General features: G+C 67.1%; 18 protein-coding genes. 8 read left to right on the forward strand and 10 right to left on the reverse strand.

Features of this window, described 5'->3' with window-relative positions; all coding sequences use genetic code 11:
* Positions 1–146: 146 nt before the first annotated feature.
* The 3 genes from BMY06_RS16150 to BMY06_RS16160 form a co-directional block, all read right to left on the reverse strand.
* A complete protein-coding gene (locus tag BMY06_RS16150) occupies positions 147–554 on the reverse strand; it encodes a PRC-barrel domain-containing protein (protein WP_065065502.1) in 408 nt (135 codons plus the stop codon).
* Between the two features lie 137 nt (positions 555–691).
* Positions 692–1282: a cupin domain-containing protein gene (locus BMY06_RS16155; protein ID WP_373681704.1), complete on the reverse strand. Its 591-nt coding sequence runs from the start codon at positions 1280–1282 to the stop codon at positions 692–694.
* Between the two features lie 26 nt (positions 1283–1308).
* On the reverse strand, positions 1309–1761 hold the full coding sequence (locus BMY06_RS16160) for a hypothetical protein (protein ID WP_124263263.1): 453 nt from the start codon (positions 1759–1761) through the stop codon (positions 1309–1311).
* A gap of 83 nt (positions 1762–1844) precedes the next feature.
* On the opposite strand from BMY06_RS16160, the gene BMY06_RS16165 reads away from it, so the two are divergent.
* Positions 1845–2030 (forward strand): hypothetical protein, encoded by a 186-nt coding sequence (locus tag BMY06_RS16165; protein ID WP_065065504.1) that lies wholly within the window; start codon positions 1845–1847, stop codon positions 2028–2030.
* A gap of 50 nt (positions 2031–2080) precedes the next feature.
* Here BMY06_RS16165 and BMY06_RS16170 read toward each other — a convergent pair whose 3' ends face one another.
* Positions 2081–6532 (reverse strand): ATP-binding protein, encoded by a 4452-nt coding sequence (locus tag BMY06_RS16170; RefSeq protein ID WP_074984138.1) that lies wholly within the window; start codon positions 6530–6532, stop codon positions 2081–2083.
* Positions 6533–6984: 452 nt separating this feature from the next.
* Between BMY06_RS16170 and BMY06_RS16180 the strand changes: the two genes are divergently transcribed.
* Complete coding sequence (locus tag BMY06_RS16180) at positions 6985–7428, forward strand: thioesterase family protein (protein ID WP_065065507.1); 444 nt, start codon at positions 6985–6987, stop codon at positions 7426–7428.
* Positions 7429–7462: 34 nt separating this feature from the next.
* Here the strand turns inward: BMY06_RS16180 and BMY06_RS16185 are convergent, their stop codons facing one another.
* Positions 7463–7780 (reverse strand): YnfA family protein, encoded by a 318-nt coding sequence (locus tag BMY06_RS16185; protein WP_027814707.1) that lies wholly within the window; start codon positions 7778–7780, stop codon positions 7463–7465.
* Positions 7781–8175: 395 nt separating this feature from the next.
* On the opposite strand from BMY06_RS16185, the gene BMY06_RS16190 reads away from it, so the two are divergent.
* Positions 8176–9270 carry an asparaginase gene (locus BMY06_RS16190; RefSeq protein ID WP_080180157.1) on the forward strand — a complete coding sequence of 365 codons (1095 nt, stop codon included), beginning with the start codon at positions 8176–8178 and terminating at the stop codon, positions 9268–9270.
* A 22-nt stretch (positions 9271–9292) separates the two neighbouring features.
* Here the strand turns inward: BMY06_RS16190 and phnX are convergent, their stop codons facing one another.
* Both phnX and BMY06_RS16200 read right to left on the reverse strand, forming a co-directional pair.
* Positions 9293–10096, reverse strand: a complete 804-nt coding sequence (phnX, locus tag BMY06_RS16195) for a phosphonoacetaldehyde hydrolase (protein ID WP_074984142.1) — start codon at positions 10094–10096, stop codon at positions 9293–9295.
* Between the two features lie 71 nt (positions 10097–10167).
* Positions 10168–11328 (reverse strand): 2-aminoethylphosphonate--pyruvate transaminase, encoded by a 1161-nt coding sequence (locus BMY06_RS16200; RefSeq protein WP_390970140.1) that lies wholly within the window; start codon positions 11326–11328, stop codon positions 10168–10170.
* Between the two features lie 170 nt (positions 11329–11498).
* Here BMY06_RS16200 and BMY06_RS16205 point away from each other — a divergent pair, with 170 nt between their 5' ends.
* Entirely contained in the window at positions 11499–12353 is an 855-nt protein-coding gene (locus BMY06_RS16205; protein ID WP_065065511.1) for a LysR substrate-binding domain-containing protein, read from the forward strand.
* 39 nt (positions 12354–12392) lie between these two features.
* On the opposite strand, the gene BMY06_RS16210 is transcribed toward BMY06_RS16205, so the two are convergent.
* Positions 12393–12614: a hypothetical protein gene (locus BMY06_RS16210; protein WP_065065512.1), complete on the reverse strand. Its 222-nt coding sequence runs from the start codon at positions 12612–12614 to the stop codon at positions 12393–12395.
* Between the two features lie 285 nt (positions 12615–12899).
* Here BMY06_RS16210 and BMY06_RS16215 point away from each other — a divergent pair, with 285 nt between their 5' ends.
* On the forward strand, positions 12900–13553 hold the full coding sequence (locus BMY06_RS16215; protein WP_074984145.1) for a phosphoribosyltransferase: 654 nt from the start codon (positions 12900–12902) through the stop codon (positions 13551–13553).
* A 63-nt stretch (positions 13554–13616) separates the two neighbouring features.
* On the opposite strand, the gene BMY06_RS16220 is transcribed toward BMY06_RS16215, so the two are convergent.
* A complete protein-coding gene (locus tag BMY06_RS16220) occupies positions 13617–13919 on the reverse strand; it encodes a YciI-like protein (protein ID WP_065065513.1) in 303 nt (100 codons plus the stop codon).
* A 254-nt stretch (positions 13920–14173) separates the two neighbouring features.
* On the opposite strand from BMY06_RS16220, the gene BMY06_RS16225 reads away from it, so the two are divergent.
* The 3 genes from BMY06_RS16225 (at position 14174) to BMY06_RS16235 (ending at position 15968) form a co-directional block, all read left to right on the forward strand.
* Positions 14174–14485, forward strand: a complete 312-nt coding sequence (locus tag BMY06_RS16225; RefSeq protein ID WP_065065514.1) for a PsiF family protein — start codon at positions 14174–14176, stop codon at positions 14483–14485.
* 294 nt (positions 14486–14779) lie between these two features.
* Positions 14780–15229: a hypothetical protein gene (locus tag BMY06_RS16230; RefSeq protein WP_065065515.1), complete on the forward strand. Its 450-nt coding sequence runs from the start codon at positions 14780–14782 to the stop codon at positions 15227–15229.
* A 151-nt stretch (positions 15230–15380) separates the two neighbouring features.
* The gene (locus BMY06_RS16235) at positions 15381–15968 is read left to right on the forward strand and encodes a BPSL1445 family SYLF domain-containing lipoprotein (RefSeq protein WP_065065516.1); all 588 of its coding nucleotides are present in this window, start codon (positions 15381–15383) and stop codon (positions 15966–15968) included.
* 84 nt (positions 15969–16052) lie between these two features.
* Here the strand turns inward: BMY06_RS16235 and BMY06_RS16240 are convergent, their stop codons facing one another.
* On the reverse strand, positions 16053–17120 hold the full coding sequence (locus BMY06_RS16240; protein ID WP_065065517.1) for a glycosyltransferase family 4 protein: 1068 nt from the start codon (positions 17118–17120) through the stop codon (positions 16053–16055).
* Positions 17121–17246 lie beyond the last annotated feature (126 nt).

A 17246-nucleotide genomic window follows, 5' to 3' on the forward strand; every position in this document is an offset into this window, starting at 1 on the left:
GGAAATCGGGCGGCCGGACGAGGCTGGAAGGCGCGCGGAAGACGTTTGAAACACGTCGTTCACCGCGAATTTGTGATTTTACATAACATAAATTATCGACATTTTTTGCGGCGCAGCCAGGCGTGTCGAGCGCCCATTCCTTAGCCTCAATCCTTCGCGTAATGAAACTCCGGCATCGCCTTGAGCGCGGCCTTGTCGGTTTGCAGCACGATCTGCTTGGCGCTGATGTGCAGATCGTTAAACGGCACGGCGACGAGATGTTCGCCCATGCCTAGAAAACCGCCGACGGACAAAATCGCAAATGCGCCGTCGTTCGGCGATTCGAGCACGATGTCGTCGATCGAGCCGATCTTGCTGCCGTTGTTGTCATAGACATTCGAGCCGACGAGTTTGGAGGCGCGAAAGCCCGTGCCGGACTGAACCGTCGCCATGCGCTGGACGGCGATCGATTGCGGCGCGCCCTGGGCATGCACGAGCGTCGCGCTGCCCAGCGCACCGGTGAAAACAGCCGCGTTGGCGATGGCCGCGGCAAGCGAGATGGCGCGTCGGTTCATGGTTTCCTCCTTCTATTGATTGTCATTGGCGCGGCGCGTGGCGCCGCCTGGCGAGAGCGAGGAACAAAACGCAACTGCCGTGCCTGTGAAATCGGCAAGAAGCAAGAAGCAAGCGGTCAGCGGCGCGCCAGGCGGCGCTACGCCTGCGATACCCAACGCTCGATCACCGGCCCGCTTGCGCCATCAACCGGATCGCTGGCCGGAAACGGCAACGCCGCCATCGCGCGCAATTCGTCGGACGTGAGCGCATCGCGTCGGATATCCCACTGCTGCCCGGCGGGATAGCCGCCCGCCACCTGAAACGCATCCGTGCGCGACAGAAGACAGTGGCCCGTGCCCGCCGGCAACAGCAGCACGTCGCCGGCCGCAAGGCGCACCGTTCGTCCGCCCGGGCCCCCGAGAATCACTTCCGCCGCGCCCGCGAACACGCCCAGCACCTCGTGCGCCGTCGAATGAAAATGGTGAAAGTCGAACACGCCGTTGCGCCATTGCACGGGCCACGCGTGATGCGCGAAACGCGTTTCGATCTGCTCGACGAGTTTCGGCGCATCGGCATCGAAAGCGTGTCGGTAGACGATCACCGGCAGGCGGCTGTTATTCGGCACCCAGCCGTTCGGCTGCAGCACGAAGGCGTCGATGTCGTGCGCCGACGCGCTCACTTCGCCGCGATGTTCATCGTGCCGACGATGCTGCGCGCGCATGCGCGCCAAACCGCGTGTCAATGGCATGATTACTGGTCCTGTCATGGGTTCTTTCACTCGCCGACAGCCGCCGACGCCCCGCTCGCCGGATGTTTCGACATCGTGTGCGCATGCCGTTGCGACGCGCGATTCGCCGTGCGCGTCGCGCGTGCGCCGCTCGCTGCCACGCCCGGCTCGACGCCCTGCATCGGTGCCGGATACACGCCGTTGACACCGCTTGCGGGCAGCCCCGGGCCGCCGCCGCGTGCGCCATTCGCGCCATTCGAATTGCCCTGTGCGTGCGCCTGCATGCCGCCGAACAGCGACGCCGTTACGCATACAGCGCATGCCAACCGGGGCACCGCGCGTGCGCCGAGCAGAGTGCGGATTTTCATCGGATTGACCATCGGATCGACCTCCTGGTGCGGGTTGCCGCCTCGCATGTCGAGTTCGCAACCCGCGTTCCAGCAGCGCTTTTCGTTTGCGACCGGAGTGGACGACACGGCGAGAACCGGACGAGTCGGCACGTCGCTTGCGCCATCGTCATCTCTCGCGCTTCGCCGGCGCGCGCTTTTACAGGCCTGCGCTCGACGAACACCCGGAGCCATCTATGCCCCACGCTTTCCTGCCTCATCCCTATCCTGCGCCTCTTCACGCGCATCTGCCGACCGAAGAGCCCAACACGCCGGAAACGCCCCAGCGCAAGCCTCCGCCCGTTCCGGACAGCGATGTGCCGCCGCCTCCGCCGCTCGGCGATCCGCCGTCCGACGCACCGCCCGAACGCGCCGTCGATTAGCGCAATAGCTAACGCATCGGCAAACGCGCCGAAAAGCGCGCCGAAAAACGCTACGACGACCGCTGCGGCGCGCGCGCGCCTTGCGCCGCGGTGCGCACGCTCACGAGTTCGCTGCGCGAGCGCGTGAGCAGATGCAGGATTTCGTCGGGGTCGGCGGGCTTCGTGATGTGCCAGTCGAAGCCCGCGTCAAGCGTGCGCTTGCGATCCTCGTCCTGCCCCCAGCCGGTGAGCGCCACCACCACCGTCTCCTGCGTATCGGGCAAGCTGCGCAGCGCGCGCGCCACTTCATAACCGCTCAGGCCGGGCATGCCGAGATCGAGCAGCACCGCCTCCGGATGAAACACGAGCGCGAGTTCGAGCGCCGCCGCGCCCGCATGCGCCACCCGCACCTCGTGGCCCGAGAGCGAGAGCAGCAGCGCGAGACTTTCGGCCGCGTCCTTGTTGTCGTCGACGACGAGTACGCGCCGCGCCGCCCTCGCCGGCTGATGCGCGTCGTCGACGATGGCGCGCGAACGCAGCGTGGGCACGACGATCGGCAGCACGACACGGAATTCGCTGCCGCGTCCCGGCCCGTCGGAACGCGCGTGAATGGAGCCGCCGTGCAGCCGCACGAGTCCTTTCGAGAGCGCAAGGCCAATGCCGAGTCCGCCTTCGGCGCGCGGCGAACGCGCGTCGATCTGCGAGAACATGGCGAAGAGACGTTCGTCGGCGTCGGGCGGCAGGCCGATGCCGTCGTCTTTCACGACGAGTTCGATCGTCGCGCCCTCCACCTGGATCGCGAGTTCGACGTGGCCGCCCGGATCGGTGTATTTACCCGCGTTGTTCAGCAGGTTCGAGATCACCTGTGCGAGCCGCAATGCGTCGGCGTCGATCAGCACGTCGGGCAGCGGCGCATGCACGGTGAGCGTGTGCCGCTTGCGTTCGAGCAGCGGCCGCGACGCCTCGACGGCGGTCTTGATCACGCCGCCGAGATTCACGACATCGCGGCGCAAATCGAGCTTGCCGCACGTCACGCGCGCGAGGTCGAGCAGATCGTCGAGCAATCCGGACATATGCGAAACCTGACGGCGAATCACGTCGGTCGCCCACGCCAGTTGCTCCGGCGTCAGCGACTTCGAATCGAGAATCGCCGCGGCGCTCCGGATCGGCGCGAGCGGATTGCGCAGTTCGTGCGAGAGCGTGGCGAGAAACGCGTCCTTCTGCTGATCGGCCTCCTCCAGTTGCTGACGCACGCGCACCTGCGCCGAGATATCGCGGAAATAGCAGACGAGACCGAATTCGCCGTCCGCGAGCGGCGTGCGATGCACTTCCCATTCGTAGCACTCGACGCGCTCGCGGTCGCGGCGCGGCTCGCTGCGTTCGGGCGTGTGATACGGCGCGCCGGTCGCCAGCGTGTCGCGAAAGATCGCGACGATTTCGTCCGCGTAGGGCGGGTGCCAGACGCGCCGCATCAGCGCGCCCACATCCTGGCCGGTGAGGTCCGCGGCGTCGCCGAAAAACGCCTGCGCGCCCGGATTGGTTTCGCGGATGCGCAGTTCGCGATCGATCAGATAGACGCCGAGCGGCGCTTCGTTCATCAGCGTTTCGAATTGCGCGGTGCGCACGCGGATCGCTTCCTGATCGGCCTTGCGTCCGCTGATGTCGGAGAGCAGCACGGCGGCGCCATGCGCGGCCGGATAGATGCGCACTTCGTACCAGCGCCCGCGACGCGCGCACCAGGTCTCGAACTGCTGCACCGCGCCGGCGTCGAGCGCCGCCCGCAGCGCTTCGTTGAAGCCGTTGCTGTTGGCCTCCGGACACACATCGACGATGCGCCGGCCGAGCGCGTGCGGCGCGCTCACGCCGGTCATCTCCAGGAATTGCGGATTGGCGAGCGTGATGCGCGCGTCTTCGTCGAGCATGAAGAACTGGTCCTGAATGCTCGAGAGCGCGAGTTCGAGCAACTGCTCGTTGGCGTGGCGGATCTGCGTGCGTTCGAGCAGCGCGCCCACGCGCGCGGCGAGTTCGCGCGCCGAAAACGGCTTGACGAGATAGTCGTCGGCGCCCGCGTCGAGGCCTTCGATGCGCGCCTCCTCGCCCGCGCGCGCCGAGAGCAGGATCACGGGGACTTCGCGCAGCGCCGGGTCGCGCCGCACTTCGGCCAGCAGGCCGAAGCCGTCGAGGCGCGGCATCATCACGTCGGCGAGGATCAGGTCGGGACGCGTGCGGCGGGCGCGTTCGAGCGCTTCGGCGCCGTCGGCGGCAAGTTCGACCTGCCACGCGCTCGCGAGCAAGCTGCCGACGTAGGCGCGCATGTCGGCGTTGTCGTCGACGAGCAGGATGCGCGAGCCGAACGTGAGCGCGAAACGCCGGTCGCGCAGCCCCGCCGACCATGCCGGTGCGGCGGCAGCCTCGGCGGCGACGCCATTGCCAGCGCGGGCCGCATCGACGCCGTGCTGCGCGCCCTCGCCGTTTGTCTCGCCCGCGCCCGGCGGCAAGGTGCCGAGCCAGCCCGCCGCTTCGGCGGCGAACGCGGCGGCCAGTTGCGCATCGCCGTTGCGCAGGACGTCGACGCCGCGCGGCGCGTCCGGCCCCGGCTCACGCACGCGCTCGGCCGGCAGATGCGCGCGGCCCAGCGGCACGCGCACGGTGAAGCGCGAACCGCGTCCTGGCTCGCTCGCCGCCTCGATGGTGCCGCCGTGCAGTTTCACCAGTTCCTGGACCAGCGCGAGGCCGATGCCGGAGCCCTCCTGCGTGCGCCCCTGCGTGCCCTCCACGCGATGAAAACGCTCGAACAGACGCGGCATTTCGTGCGCCGGAATACCCGAGCCGCTGTCTTCCACCGTGAGCACCGCACACTGGCCATCGCGCGCGAGATTCACGCCGATACGCCCCGCGAGCGTGAACTTGAACGCATTCGACAGCAGATTGAGGACAATCTTTTCCCACATCGGCCGGTCGACGTAGACCGCTTCGTCGAGCTGGCATTGCACGCGGTACGCGAGTCCGCCGCGCTCGATCGCCGAGCGGAACGTGCTCGCGACGTGCTGCGTATAGCGCGCGAGATCGGTGGCTTCGTAGCCGACGTCGCTGCGCCCTGCCTCGATGCGCGCGAAATCGAGCAGCGAATTCACGAGCCGCAGCAAGCGGTGGCCGTTGCGGCGCGCGAGACGCAACAGCGCGAGGCGCGCGGGATCGCGGTCGGCTGCCACGAGATCGTCGATCGGCGCGAGCATCAGCATGAGCGGCGTGCGCAGTTCGTGGCTGACGTTCGAAAAGAAGGTGGTCTTGGCGCGGTCCAGCGCGGCCAGTTGCTCGACGCGCTCGCGCTCGGTTTCCACGGCGCGCGCGCCTTCGACGATGCTGCCCGCCTGCGATCCGACGAGGCCGAGGAAGGCGCGGTAATCGTCGTCGAAAAGCAGACGCGGACTCACGCCCGCGACGAGAAAACCGAGCGTCGCGTGGCGCGCGCCATGATCGGTCGCGGCGCCCGGTGCAGCCGTCGCGCCCTGCCCGCTCTGTCCGCCCGGCGCGCGACGCCGAAGCGGCACGATCGCCGCGCGGCTCACGGGTTCGGGCCATGCCGATTCGGCGGGCAGCACGCCGTCGAGTACGGTGGTTTCGAGCAGCACGTCTTCGTGCGGCGCACATGACGCCTCGGCGAGCGCCGCCGCGAGGCTGCCGGGCGCGGTGTCGGCGAGATTCAGCCGGATGGGCAAGGGCGACGCGCCGGCGTGATTGGTGGCCGCGAGGCGCGCGCTGCCGCCATCCGCGTCGAGCAGATAGAGCGCGACGAAAGGCAGATCGTGACGGTTGCCGTCGAGCGCGGCGAGCATCTCGGCGCAGGCTTCGGCCACGGACTGCGCGTTGCGCGCCGTCCCCGACAACTGCGCGACGGTGGCGAGCCGCCGCTCGGACAGCACGCGCCGCGTTTCCTCCGTGACCACGCAGAGCATGCCCTGAACGCTGCCGCTGTCATCGTGCACGGGACCGTATGAAAACGTGTGATAAGTCTCTTCCTTGAAACCATTGCGTTCGAGAAAGAGTTGCAGGCTTTCGTCCCAGGTGGCCTCGCCGGTGGCGAGCACGTGCTCGATGCGTGAACCGGCTTCGGTCCAGACTTCGGCCCAGACCTCGCGCGCGGGCAAACCGATGAACTGCTGCTTCGCGCCGAGCGTCGGCCGATAGGCATCGTTGCAGAGAAACGTGAGTTCGGGGCCCCACGCGAGCCACATCGCGTAGCGCGACGCGAGCATCAGGCGCACGACGCTCTGCAGGCTGTGCGGCCACGCCGCGCTCGCGCCGAGCGGCGTCGCGGACCAATCGTAGCCGCGCACGAGTTCGGCCATCGTCGCCAGCGTGCCGGCGGCCTGCTGTGCAATATTTGCCGCGCTTGCCGGTATGAACTGCCCGTTCTGGGTGGGCTGCGCGTTCGCCTGGAGCGCGGGGCGCACGCCTTCTCTCACGGCCGTGCGGGCGGCCGGATTCGGGGCGTGGGCATCGTCGATCCGTTCTGACGTCATGGACATTCCCGCGTAAGCGTAGGGGCGCGATGTGGACGCAATGTGGACGCGTTATAGCCGCTTCGGGGCGGCATGCTGGCTCCGTGCGCGCGCGACGCTGCGCGGCGGTGGCGTTGCGCGCGACGAACGGGCAGCATCGCGCGGGAAGCGCTTCGCGAGCAATGCGGATGAGAGCAATTTGCGCGCCCGGTCCGCAACCGGTTGCGGCGTGCGCGAAGGCCGGGCCGACGGCGGCGGCGATTCATCAGACGAATGACGACCGCGTCGCGACGCATCCGGAACCGCGCAGAAGCGCCCGGAAGCGCGCAGAGCCGTGCTTGCGCGCGGTTGCGCATAGGCTCGCGGACGCCGACCCGCTACAATCCCGGCTTGTGCGCGGGCGCCGTGGATGAGACACGCGGCATGGACGACCCGCCGCGAAGCCTTTCTTATTCGATTATCCGCATTGCGCCATGGCCCGCATCGAGCTCCACTTCCCCGAAGACCAATACTTTTATTCGACGCATCTCACCGTACGCGTCACCGACATCAACTCGGCGAATCACCTCGCCAACGACTCGATGATCTCGATGATTTCGGAAGCGCGGGCGCGCTTCCTGTTCGACGCCGGCATCGAGGACATGAAAGACGCGCACACCAGCATCATCGTCACCGACCTCGCAACGACCTATCGCGCCGAAGCCTACGCGCGCGACCAGCTCTGCTTCGAAGTGGGCATCATGGACTTCAACAAGTACGGCGGCGACATCATCTTCCGCATCACGCGACCCACGGACGGCGCACTGATCGCCATGGCGAAGTCGGGCTTCGTGTTCTTCGACTACGAAGCCAAAAAGGTCGTGCCGATGCCGCCCGCCTTCCGCGCGAAATTTCCCGGCGTCAATTCGCTCGTCTGAGCGCTGGTCTGAGCGCCGGTCTGAGGACGCGCGCTCAACGCGGCTGGAACGCGATCAGCGCCATGCCCGCGAGCGTGAAGGCGATGCCGGCCCAGTCCCACGGGCTCGGCCGGATCGCTTCCACGCCCCACAGCCACAGAATCGCCACGCACACGTAGACGCCGCCGTAGGCCGCGTACGTGCGCCCCGCCGCGCTCGGATGCAGCGTGAGCAGCCACGCGAACAGCGCGAGCGACGCGGCGGCCGGCACGAGCCACCAGGCGCTCGCGCCTTCGCGCAGCCAGCGATACGGCAGATAGCAGCCGACGATTTCGGCCAGGGCGGTAACGACGAACAGCAGAAACGTCTTCATGAGCGGCGTGGTGGGCGCAAAGGCGCTCATGGTAGCGCAGCGGGCGCAAGACGCGCGGCGTGATCCGCGACGATTGAATCAAGCGACGATTGTGCGATTCGCAAGACTCCATTCCGGCATTGCATATCCATCAACGGATTTTCCCGTTGTTGCGGATTTAAATCGATCCTCGCATCACCAATCATTTAATCGATTTCAATTATTCAAATAATAGTCCCCAAACTCATACGCATACTGCATTCTGGCGAATTTTCATCCATGCCGATCGCATTGAATCGCAAATAAAAAGCAATTATTTCGCAATCCAGATTTGAATTTAATGGCCTATGGCGAATAATGTATTTTCGCAGTGGTCGTTTTTAATAATCGATTATCGATCGCCGAGGAAAACCATCATGCTGATCATGCGACATGCCATTTACGCCCGTTGCCTCGCCGCCGCGCTCGCGGCCGCAGCCGCCTTGCTGCCCGCTCGCGCGGCGCTGGCGCAGGACACGGCCGCCCTGCCGCGCGTCGCCGTGCTCGCCACCGGCGGCACTATCGCCGGCCAGGCCGACACGCGCGCCGCGAACGCCTATAACGCGGGCGCGGTCGGCGCGCAGCAACTCGTGCAGGCCGTGCCCGGCATCGACAAGCTCGCGCGGCTGAGCACCGAGCAGGTCGCGTCCATCGGTTCGCAGGATATGAACGACAAGGTCTGGTTCGCGCTCGCGCGGCGCATCCAGGCGCTGTTCGACCGCAACGAAGCCGACGCCGTGGTCATCACGCACGGCACCGACACGCTGGAGGAAACCGCGTTCTTCCTCGACAACGTGCTGCATACCGACAAACCGGTCGTGCTGGTGGGCTCGATGCGGCCGTCCACGGCCACGAGCGCCGACGGCCCGAGCAATCTCTACGAAGCCGTGGAGGTGGCGGCCAGTCCGTCCGCGCGCGGACGCGGCGTGATGGTCGTGCTCAACGACACCATCCAGTCGGCGCGCGGCACGACCAAGACGAACACCACGAGCGTGCAGACGTTCGCCTCGCCGAACAGCGGCCCGATCGGCTACGTCGATCCGGCGAGCGTGCGCTTTCTCACGCCCGCATTCCAGCCCGATGCGCACAAATACGCCCTGCCCTCCGGCGATCAACTGCCGCGCGTCGAGATCGTCTACTCGCACGCGAACATGGACGGCGTGCCGGTCGAGCACGCCATCGCGAGCGGCGCAAAGGGCATCGTGCTCGCGGGCGTCGGCGACGGCAACACGTCGCAGAGCGCGCTCGAAGCGCTGCAACGCGCCGCGAAACAGGGCATCGTGGTGGTGCGCTCGACGCGCGTGGGATCGGGCTTCGTGAACCGCAACGTCGAGGTCAACGACGACACAAGCGGCTTCGCCGTCTCGCTCGATCTGAATCCGCAGAAAGCGCGCGTACTCACACAACTGCTGATCGCGAACGGCGTCACCGCGCCCGCGCAGGTGCAGAAGGCGTTTGCCGCGACTTACTGAGCGCGCTCAGCCAGTCGACGCATCAAGGGCGCTCGCCGCGCGCAAGACGCGTCTCGATCTCCGTGACCACGGGCAGCAGATCCGCGACGCTGTCGATCACGTAATGCGCGCCCGCCGCGCGCAGACGCTCGATCGCCGCCGCGCGGCGCAGCGCGAATTCGTCGGGGGCGAGCGCGTGCACTTCATCTTCGCTCAGGCCGAACGCGTTGCCGCTCACCGCCACGCCCACGGCCCAGGTGCCGCCGTTGAGACCTTCCTCGATGCCGACTTCGGTGTCGTCGACCTTGATCGCATCGCGCGCGCGCCACACGCCCAGTTGCGGCAGCGTGCGATAGATCATGTATGGCGACGGACGGCCCTCGGGCGTGTCGCCGGTGCAGACGATGCTGTCGGCTTCGAAGCCCTGCTTCGCCGCGCCCGGCACGATCCGGTCGATGATTTCGCGCGTGTAGCCCGTGGTGGAACCGATGCGCACGCCATCGGCGCGCAACTGTTTCGTCACGGCGGCCACGCCCGGAATCACGTCGCTGTATTGCGCGGCGACGGCCACGTTGCGCGGCACGAACACATCGTAGACCGCATCGATGTCGGCGTCGCCGGGCATGTGGCCGTAGCGCGCCTGCCAAGCCTGCGCGACGCGCGGCAGCGCCATCAGCGCCGCGATATGCGGACGCTTGGCCATGCCCATCGGGCCGCGCGCTTCGTCGATCGAAATCGGCACGCCGAATTCCTCGAAGGTTTCGACGAACGCGCCCATGGGCGCGCGCGAGCCGTAGTCGACCACCGTGCCGGCCCAGTCGAAAATCACTGCCTTGACGTGTTGCATGATCGTGAATCCTGAAGTTGCGCAGATCGCCGCGCGGCAAGAAAGCGTGCTTGAAACCCGGGCTTCGGCGCTCAGGCCGCAAGCGCCTCGCGGGCGTCCAGCGAAGCGTGCGCGGGTGCGCCGTCGGGCACGCCGAGCGTGCGCAGCGCAGCGCCGCACGCCTCGACCACGCGACGCATGACGTGCTCGTCGAGCGCGCCGATACAGCCGATGCGGAAACTCTCCACGTTCGTCAGCTTGCCCGGATAGATGATGAAACCCTGCGCCTTCATCAGCTCGTAGAAGCGTTCGAAACTGAACGACGCATGCGCGGGCGAAAAGAACGTGACGATGATCGGCGAGCGCCACGCTGCGGTCAGCAGCGGCTCGAAACCGAGCGCGCGCAGGCCGTCGACCATCACATCGCGGTTGCGCGTGTAGCGCGCGAGGCGCCCCGCCTGCCCGCCTTCGATCTCGAACAGACGCAGCGCTTCGAGAAACGCGGCGACCGCGTGCGTGGGCGGCGTGAAGCGCCACTGGCCCGTCCGGTTCATCACGTCCCACTGATCGTGCAGATCGAGCGCGAGCGAATGGCTGTTGCCCTTCGCGGCTTGCAGCGCGCTTTGCTTCGCGATCACGAAGCCGAAGCCCGGCACGCCCTCGATGCACTTGTTCGCCGAGGACACGAACGCCTCGCACGGCAGCGTGCGCACGTCGAGCGGCACGGCGCCGAATGCGCTCATCGAATCGATCAGCAGACGGCGGCCGTGGCGCGCGGTCACTTCGGCGATTTCCTCGATCGGATTGAGGATGCCCGAGCTGGTTTCGCAATGGACGACCACGACGTGCGTGATGTCTTCGTGCGCGTCGAGCAGGCGATCGACGTCGGCGGCGCGCGGCGGCAGGTAGTCGCCCGTGTCATGCACCGTGTGGCTGCGGCCCAGATAGCGCAGCGTGGTGGCGATGCGCTTGCCGTATGCGCCGTTGGCGAGCACGAGCGCGTGGCCGTTGCGCGGCACGAAGCTGCCCAGCATCGCTTCCACGCAGTAGCTGCCGCTGCCTTGCAGGGGCACGCAGTCGTAGTCGCCGTTTGTGTCGCCGGCGACGGCCAGCAGTGCGGCGCGCAGACGCGCCGTCATCGCGCGGAAATCGGCGTCCCACGAGCCCCAGTCGCGCTGCATCGCGGCTTTGGTCGAGGCGGCCGTGGTCAGCGGGCCGGGCGTCAGCAGGTACGGATCGGCGTGGGTGTTCAAGGCGGTGCTCCAGTCAATCGTCAGCTCGGATGCCGCTACGGTACGCGAATGAAACCCATCGGTAAAATCGATATAATCGATGAGAGTATCAGCCGAACTTATGGTCTGCCGATGACCGTTTTAAGGCGATTCGATGAATTTTCGATGATGTGCGCGAAGGAGAATCTGCCATGCAGTACGCGCAGTTGCGGGCTTTTCATGCGGTCGCCGAGCACGGCGGGTTTTCGCGCGCCGCGCAGGCGCTTTCGCTCACGCAGCCGGCGGTGTCCGACCACGTGAAGCGGCTGGAGCAGGATTTCGGCGTGAAGCTGTTCGAGCGCGCGCCGCGCGGCGTCGAGCTGACCGATCTCGGGCGGCGGCTCTATGCCATCACGCGGCAAATGGTCGGCGGCGAGCGCGCCGCGCGGCGGCTGCTCGAATCGGCGGGCGCGCTCGAATCGGGCGAACTCGCGCTGGTCGCGGACGCGCCCGATCTCGCGATCAAGCTCGTCGGTGCGTTCCGGCGCCGTTATCCGGGCGTGGTGGTGAAGCTGGCCATCGCGAACGCCACGGAATGCATGCGCCGCGTGCTGGCGAGCGAAGTGGACGCGGCGATCACGGCGGCGCATCAGGTGCATAGCCGGCTGGAGACGCGCGTGCTGCGCGAGGAGCCGCTGGTGGCGGTCGTGCCCGCGGACAGTGCAGCGGCGAAGAAGCGCCGCATGACCTACGAGGAACTGGTGCGCGAGCCGATGATCTTTCGCGAAGCGCATTCGGTCACGCAGCAACTGCTCGAAGCGGAACTGGTGCGCAAGGGGTTGCAGGTGCATCCCGTGCTGTACGTCGATGGCCGCGAGGCGCTGCAGACCGCTATCGCGCAGGGACTGGGCGCGGGCGTCATCGCGGGCGCGGAGTTCGGCGAGTCGCGGCGCATCCGCGCAATCGCTTTGGTCGACTGCCAGGTGCGGATGGTCGAGTCGCTGACGCGGCTCGCGGATTCGTCGTCGAATCTGCTCGATGCGCTATTCGACACGCCACTCGATTGAGCGGCGCGGGATGGGTGCAGTGTCGGTGCTGCGTTGGCGCTACGCCACCACGATATCGGCGCCGACTTCGTGCAGCAGGTCGCGCAAGGTTTCCGCCTGATCCATGCGCGCGCCGTGCCGTAGATGGATGCGCAGCGCGCGGCCCTCGATGCCGTCGATCGGACGCACGAGCCGCAGCTCCAGTGCGAGACCGAGACCGTCGGGCGCATCGGCCTCGACCGGTTCGACGACGCGGGGCGAGAAACAGGCGGATTCGGACATGGCGCGGACCTCGTCGGTGAAAGGCACGGCTCATCGTAACCATGCGCTCGCGCCGCGCCAAACGAGAAATCCGCGTATGCAAATGAGCGCGCGGCGGGAGACGTTTGCTGCGCGCGCGCTTTGCGCCGTGGATCGCGGCGCGCATGAAAACACACCGTTGTCCGGCTGATGCAGGTGGTCGGCACCGCCGCCGGCGCGTATGACAAACAAGTGGCACACTGCACGGATCGTTCCGCCCAGTGTGTGGACGGGATCGGCCGGTGCGCCGATCGACAGGAACAGTTTATGGAACGCCCTTTCACCGATCGCCGCGAGGCAGGCCGCCTGCTCGCGGCGCAACTCGCGCCTTATGCCGGGCGCCGCGACGTCGTCGCGCTGGCGTTGCCGCGCGGCGGCGTGCCGGTCGCTTTCGAGGTCGCGCAGGCGCTGGGCGTGCCGCTCGACGTGCTGCCCGTGAGCCGGCTCGGCACGCCGTGGCAACCCGAACTCGCGATGGGCGCGCTGTCCTCGAACGGCGCGCAATACGTGAACGACGCGCTGATCCGGGAAGCCGGCGTGAGCGAGGCGCAATTGCAGAGCGCACTGGCGCTCGCGCGTATCGAACTCGGTCGGCGCGAGGCGCGTTATCGCGGCGAACGCGCGGCGCTGCCGGTCGCGGGACGCGTGGCGCTGCTGATCGACGACGGCATGGCCACGGGTGCGTCGCTCAAGGCGGCGGCGCGCGCGCTGGCGACGCTCGGTCCGGCGCGCATCGTCGCCGCGCTGCCGGTGGCGCCCGCGGGTGCGCGCGCCCGGCTCGGCGACGCCGTCGACGATCTGGTGTGCGTGCAGACGCCGGCGTCGTTCATCAGCGTCGGCCAGTTCTACTTCGATTTCGATCAGGTCGACGACGAGACCGTGCGCGAGTTGCTCGACCGCGCGGCGAACGCGGGTGCCTGACACAGCAGCCTGACGCGCACACGTTGCCCGCGCAGCGTTTCTATCCCGATCACGCCGAACGCATCACGCCGGATGCACCGGCCTGGACGCCTGCTCGCCCACCACGGTCTGCCAGGGCCGCACGCCCCACGACTTCACGAGCCCCGCGCGCACGTAGGGATCGGCTTGCGCGAAGGCTTCGGCGGCCGCCGGGCTGTCGCCCTGGAACAGCAGCAGCGCCGTATCGGTCGGCTCCGCGAGCGCGCCCGCGAGCAGCAGTTCGCCGCGCTGCGCCGCGTCCCATGCGAGACGCAGATGCTCGTCGCGGTAGGCGCCGCGGCGTTCGAGGTAGTCGTCCACGAGGTCGTATTTCAGCAGGTAATGCATGGTCGCTCTCCGTTGGCGCCGGTCGTCAAAGGCGGAATGACGAATCGGCGGGATGGTGGATCAATCGTCAACAATGGTCAGGCGAAGGCGGTTTCGACGCCGTCTGCCGGTGATTGTGCCGCACGCGCGTCAACCGAAGGCATCATCAGCTCGTTTTCAGGTTGGCTTTGCCATAATGGTCGCGGCGATGGGCAATGACGATCCGGCCTGCTCGCACCACGAACCACAACGTCCAAATCCCATGGGAGTGAACGATGAAGATGCAATCCGTCATTGCTGCAATCGTGCTGGGCGGCGTGTTCGCCGCGCCGGCGTTCGCACAGACCGCCGCGCCCGCTGCGCCGAACAGCCAGCAGTCGAAAATGAAGACCTGCAACATGCAGGCCGGCGACAAGAAAGGCGACGACCGCAAGGCCTTCATGAAGGACTGTCTCTCGGCGGGCGGCGGCGCGCCGGCGAAGATGACGCAGCAAGAGCGCATGAAGGCGTGTAACCAGCAGGCCGGCGACAAGAAAGGCGACGATCGCAAGGCCTTCATGAAGCAGTGTCTTTCGAACAAGGGCTGATCGCACGCCCGATCGCGCAGGGGTCCTGAACGACTCGCTTTGCATCTGCGCTGCGCGTACTTTTCGTTCCCGCGACGCGCCGTGGCTCATGCTGCGGCGCGTCGTTTTTCATGGTGCGCCGCACAGTACGATGCACAGCGCGATGCGCACGCCCTCGCCCCTGCGCCGACGCCGCGTTTTTCTCCTATGATGGCTCCAGCGGCCGCCCTTCCGTTACACGAAAACGCACGCCCTCGGGCCGCCGCCTGGACGCGAGAGTCTGGATGATGCGCACGGCATCGCATGGAGGCGCGGATGGTCTGGAGATACAAGAATCGGTGGTTCCGCCGCTGGCTGGTGGTGATCGTCTTCTGGCTTGTGCCGGTGATGATCGTCGCGGTGCGCGAGATCCAGGACGAGATGGCCTATAACCGCGCCGATCTCCAGCGCGCACTCACCAGCTGGACATTCACCGACGCCGAACGCAGCGCCGGCGCGCCGCTGCACTGTCGCGGCACGCCTCAGGCCGCGCGCGCACAAGGCTGCCCGGCCGACGTGCTGGCCGAAAATGCCGCGCGTCACGCCGACGCGCTCAGCGAATACGCCGTGCGGCGCGCCACGCTCATGACCTACCTCTGGCATGCCTTCGTCGGCTATTGGGTCGTGCCCGCGGCCGGCCTGCTCGCGATCGGCGTCGTGCTGGGCGGCGTCAAGCGCGCACTGCGCCGCCCGGCGGCCGCCGCCAAACCCCTGCCGGAACGCTGATTTCTCCCCTGCGGCGCGGCCCTCGCCTGCCCGGAACGCCTGTCCCGGCTCAAACGGCCGGATTCGGACCCTGTGATATAAATGTAAGGCTGACTCCGTCATCGGCACGGCCATGGCGGTAAGGCGTCCGGAAAACAGAACGGAGAAGAATATGCAAGCACGTCGCTTCATCCTGAAGACTTCCATCGCGGTCGCACTCGCGGCCTCGGCTCTCGCAGGCTGCACCACCACCGGCAACCAGCCGCCCACCGAACAATCCAACGACTCGCGCCGCCAGTCGATCGACGCCAGCGTCGACGGCACCATGTCGCGTCTGTATCAGACCGTGCCGGGCTCGCGCGAACTCGTCGGCAAGGCGCGCGGCGTGCTGGTGTTTCCCTCGGTGGTTCAGGCTGGCATCGTGGTGGGCGGCGAGCACGGCGATGGCGCGCTGCGCGTAGGCGGCGGCACGGTGGGCTACTACAGCACCACGGGCGCGTCGGTGGGCGCCACGCTGGGCGTGCAGTCGAAAGCGGTCGTCTATCTCTTCATGACGCAGGACGCGCTCGACAAATTCCGCAATTCGGACGGCTGGTCGGTGGGCGGCGACGCCTCGGTCGCGCTCGTGAAGGTCGGCGCGAACGGTTCGATCGACACCACCACGGCCACCAAGCCGGTCGAGGTTTTCGTGCTGACCAACAAGGGCCTGCTCGGCGACCTCTCGCTCGGCGGCACCAAGATCTCGCGCCTGAAACTCTAAGGCGCGGCAAGTCGCGCCCGGCACGCGCGCAATGCAAAACCGGCGGCCCATGCCGCCGGTTTTTTCATGCTCACCACGCCATGCTCAGGTCGCGGACGTGTCGATCACCTTGAAGCGCGAGCGCTTGTTCGCGCGGATCACCGCCTGATACGCCTCCACGTATTCCTGCGCCATGCGGCGCGACGTGAAGCGTTCTTCAAAACGTTGCCGCACGCCCGCGCGCGGCACGCGTGCCAGGCGGTTCACGGCGGCCACCGCGCCAATCTCGTCCTCGACGATGAAGCCCGACACGCCCTCGTCCACGACTTCCGGCACCGCGCCGCGATTGAACGCGATCACCGGCGTGCCGCAGGCCATCGCCTCGATCATCACGAGCCCGAACGGCTCCGGCCAGTCGATCGGAAACAGCAGCGCATGCGCGCCTGAGAGGAATTCGGCCTTCTGGCTATCGTTGATTTCGCCGATAAACTCGACGAACGGTAGCGCGAGCAGCGGCTTGATCTCGCGCTCGAAATACTCGCGGTCGGCTTCGTCGACCTTGGCGGCGATGCGGATCGGCAGGCCACAGCGCTCGGCGATGCGAATCGCCGTATCCACGCGTTTTTCCGGCGAAATACGGCCGAGGAACGCGAGATAACGCTGCTCGACCGGCTGCGGCGTGTAGAGGTGCTCGGGCAGCCCGTGATAGACCGTGCGTAGCCATTTGGCCTGCGGAATGGGCTGGCGTTGCGCGTTCGAGATCGAAATCACGGGCGCGGTATTGAACGTGTCGAAGACCGGCTGATGCTCGGGCAGATCGAGACGGCCGTGCAGCGTGGTCACGAACGGCGTTTCCTGGCGCTTGAACACCGAAAACGAATAGTAGTCCATATGGAAGTGCAGCACGTCGAACTGGTCGGCCTGGCGGCGCACCAGCTCCATCAGCAGCATGTGCGGCGCGACCCGGTCGCGGATGCTCGGATCGAGCCGCAACGCCCGCGGCCAGACGGCTTCGAGCTTCGCGCTCGTGACCGAATCGCCGCTGGCGAACAGCGTGACGTCGTGGCCGAGTTCGACGAGCGCCTCGGTGATGTACGACACGGCGCGTTCCGTGCCGCCATAGAGCTTGGGCGGGACCGATTCGGTCAGCGGGGCGATCTGCGCAATTCTCATCGGGTTCTCCAGCGAGTGTCTCCGGCAACGGCTGTCGCGAGGGCGTTGGCGATGCAACCTTCCAGCGCATCGACCGATTATGGGGCCGCACGGCTGGCCCACGAATGCCCCGGTTGCGCGCGCACC

Origin of the sequence: Paraburkholderia tropica (genome assembly GCF_900109265.1) — a bacterium.
GTDB classification, from domain to species: Bacteria; Pseudomonadota; Gammaproteobacteria; order Burkholderiales; family Burkholderiaceae; genus Paraburkholderia; species Paraburkholderia tropica.

Coding starts and splice junctions, on each gene's coding strand:
- BMY06_RS16150 (WP_065065502.1), bottom strand. CDS start 554: ATGAACCGACGCGCCATCTCGCTTGCCGCGGCCATCGCCAACGCGGCT.
- BMY06_RS16155 (WP_373681704.1), bottom strand. CDS start 1,282: ATGCCATTGACACGCGGTTTGGCGCGCATGCGCGCGCAGCATCGTCGG.
- BMY06_RS16165 (WP_065065504.1), top strand. CDS start 1,845: ATGCCCCACGCTTTCCTGCCTCATCCCTATCCTGCGCCTCTTCACGCG.
- BMY06_RS16170 (WP_074984138.1), bottom strand. CDS start 6,532: ATGACGTCAGAACGGATCGACGATGCCCACGCCCCGAATCCGGCCGCC.
- BMY06_RS16180 (WP_065065507.1), top strand. CDS start 6,985: ATGGCCCGCATCGAGCTCCACTTCCCCGAAGACCAATACTTTTATTCG.
- BMY06_RS16185 (WP_027814707.1), bottom strand. CDS start 7,780: ATGAAGACGTTTCTGCTGTTCGTCGTTACCGCCCTGGCCGAAATCGTC.
- BMY06_RS16190 (WP_080180157.1), top strand. CDS start 8,176: ATGCTGATCATGCGACATGCCATTTACGCCCGTTGCCTCGCCGCCGCG.
- phnX (WP_074984142.1), bottom strand. CDS start 10,096: ATGCAACACGTCAAGGCAGTGATTTTCGACTGGGCCGGCACGGTGGTC.
- BMY06_RS16205 (WP_065065511.1), top strand. CDS start 11,499: ATGCAGTACGCGCAGTTGCGGGCTTTTCATGCGGTCGCCGAGCACGGC.
- BMY06_RS16210 (WP_065065512.1), bottom strand. CDS start 12,614: ATGTCCGAATCCGCCTGTTTCTCGCCCCGCGTCGTCGAACCGGTCGAG.
- BMY06_RS16215 (WP_074984145.1), top strand. CDS start 12,900: ATGGAACGCCCTTTCACCGATCGCCGCGAGGCAGGCCGCCTGCTCGCG.
- BMY06_RS16220 (WP_065065513.1), bottom strand. CDS start 13,919: ATGCATTACCTGCTGAAATACGACCTCGTGGACGACTACCTCGAACGC.
- BMY06_RS16225 (WP_065065514.1), top strand. CDS start 14,174: ATGAAGATGCAATCCGTCATTGCTGCAATCGTGCTGGGCGGCGTGTTC.
- BMY06_RS16230 (WP_065065515.1), top strand. CDS start 14,780: ATGGTCTGGAGATACAAGAATCGGTGGTTCCGCCGCTGGCTGGTGGTG.
- BMY06_RS16235 (WP_065065516.1), top strand. CDS start 15,381: ATGCAAGCACGTCGCTTCATCCTGAAGACTTCCATCGCGGTCGCACTC.
- BMY06_RS16240 (WP_065065517.1), bottom strand. CDS start 17,120: ATGAGAATTGCGCAGATCGCCCCGCTGACCGAATCGGTCCCGCCCAAG.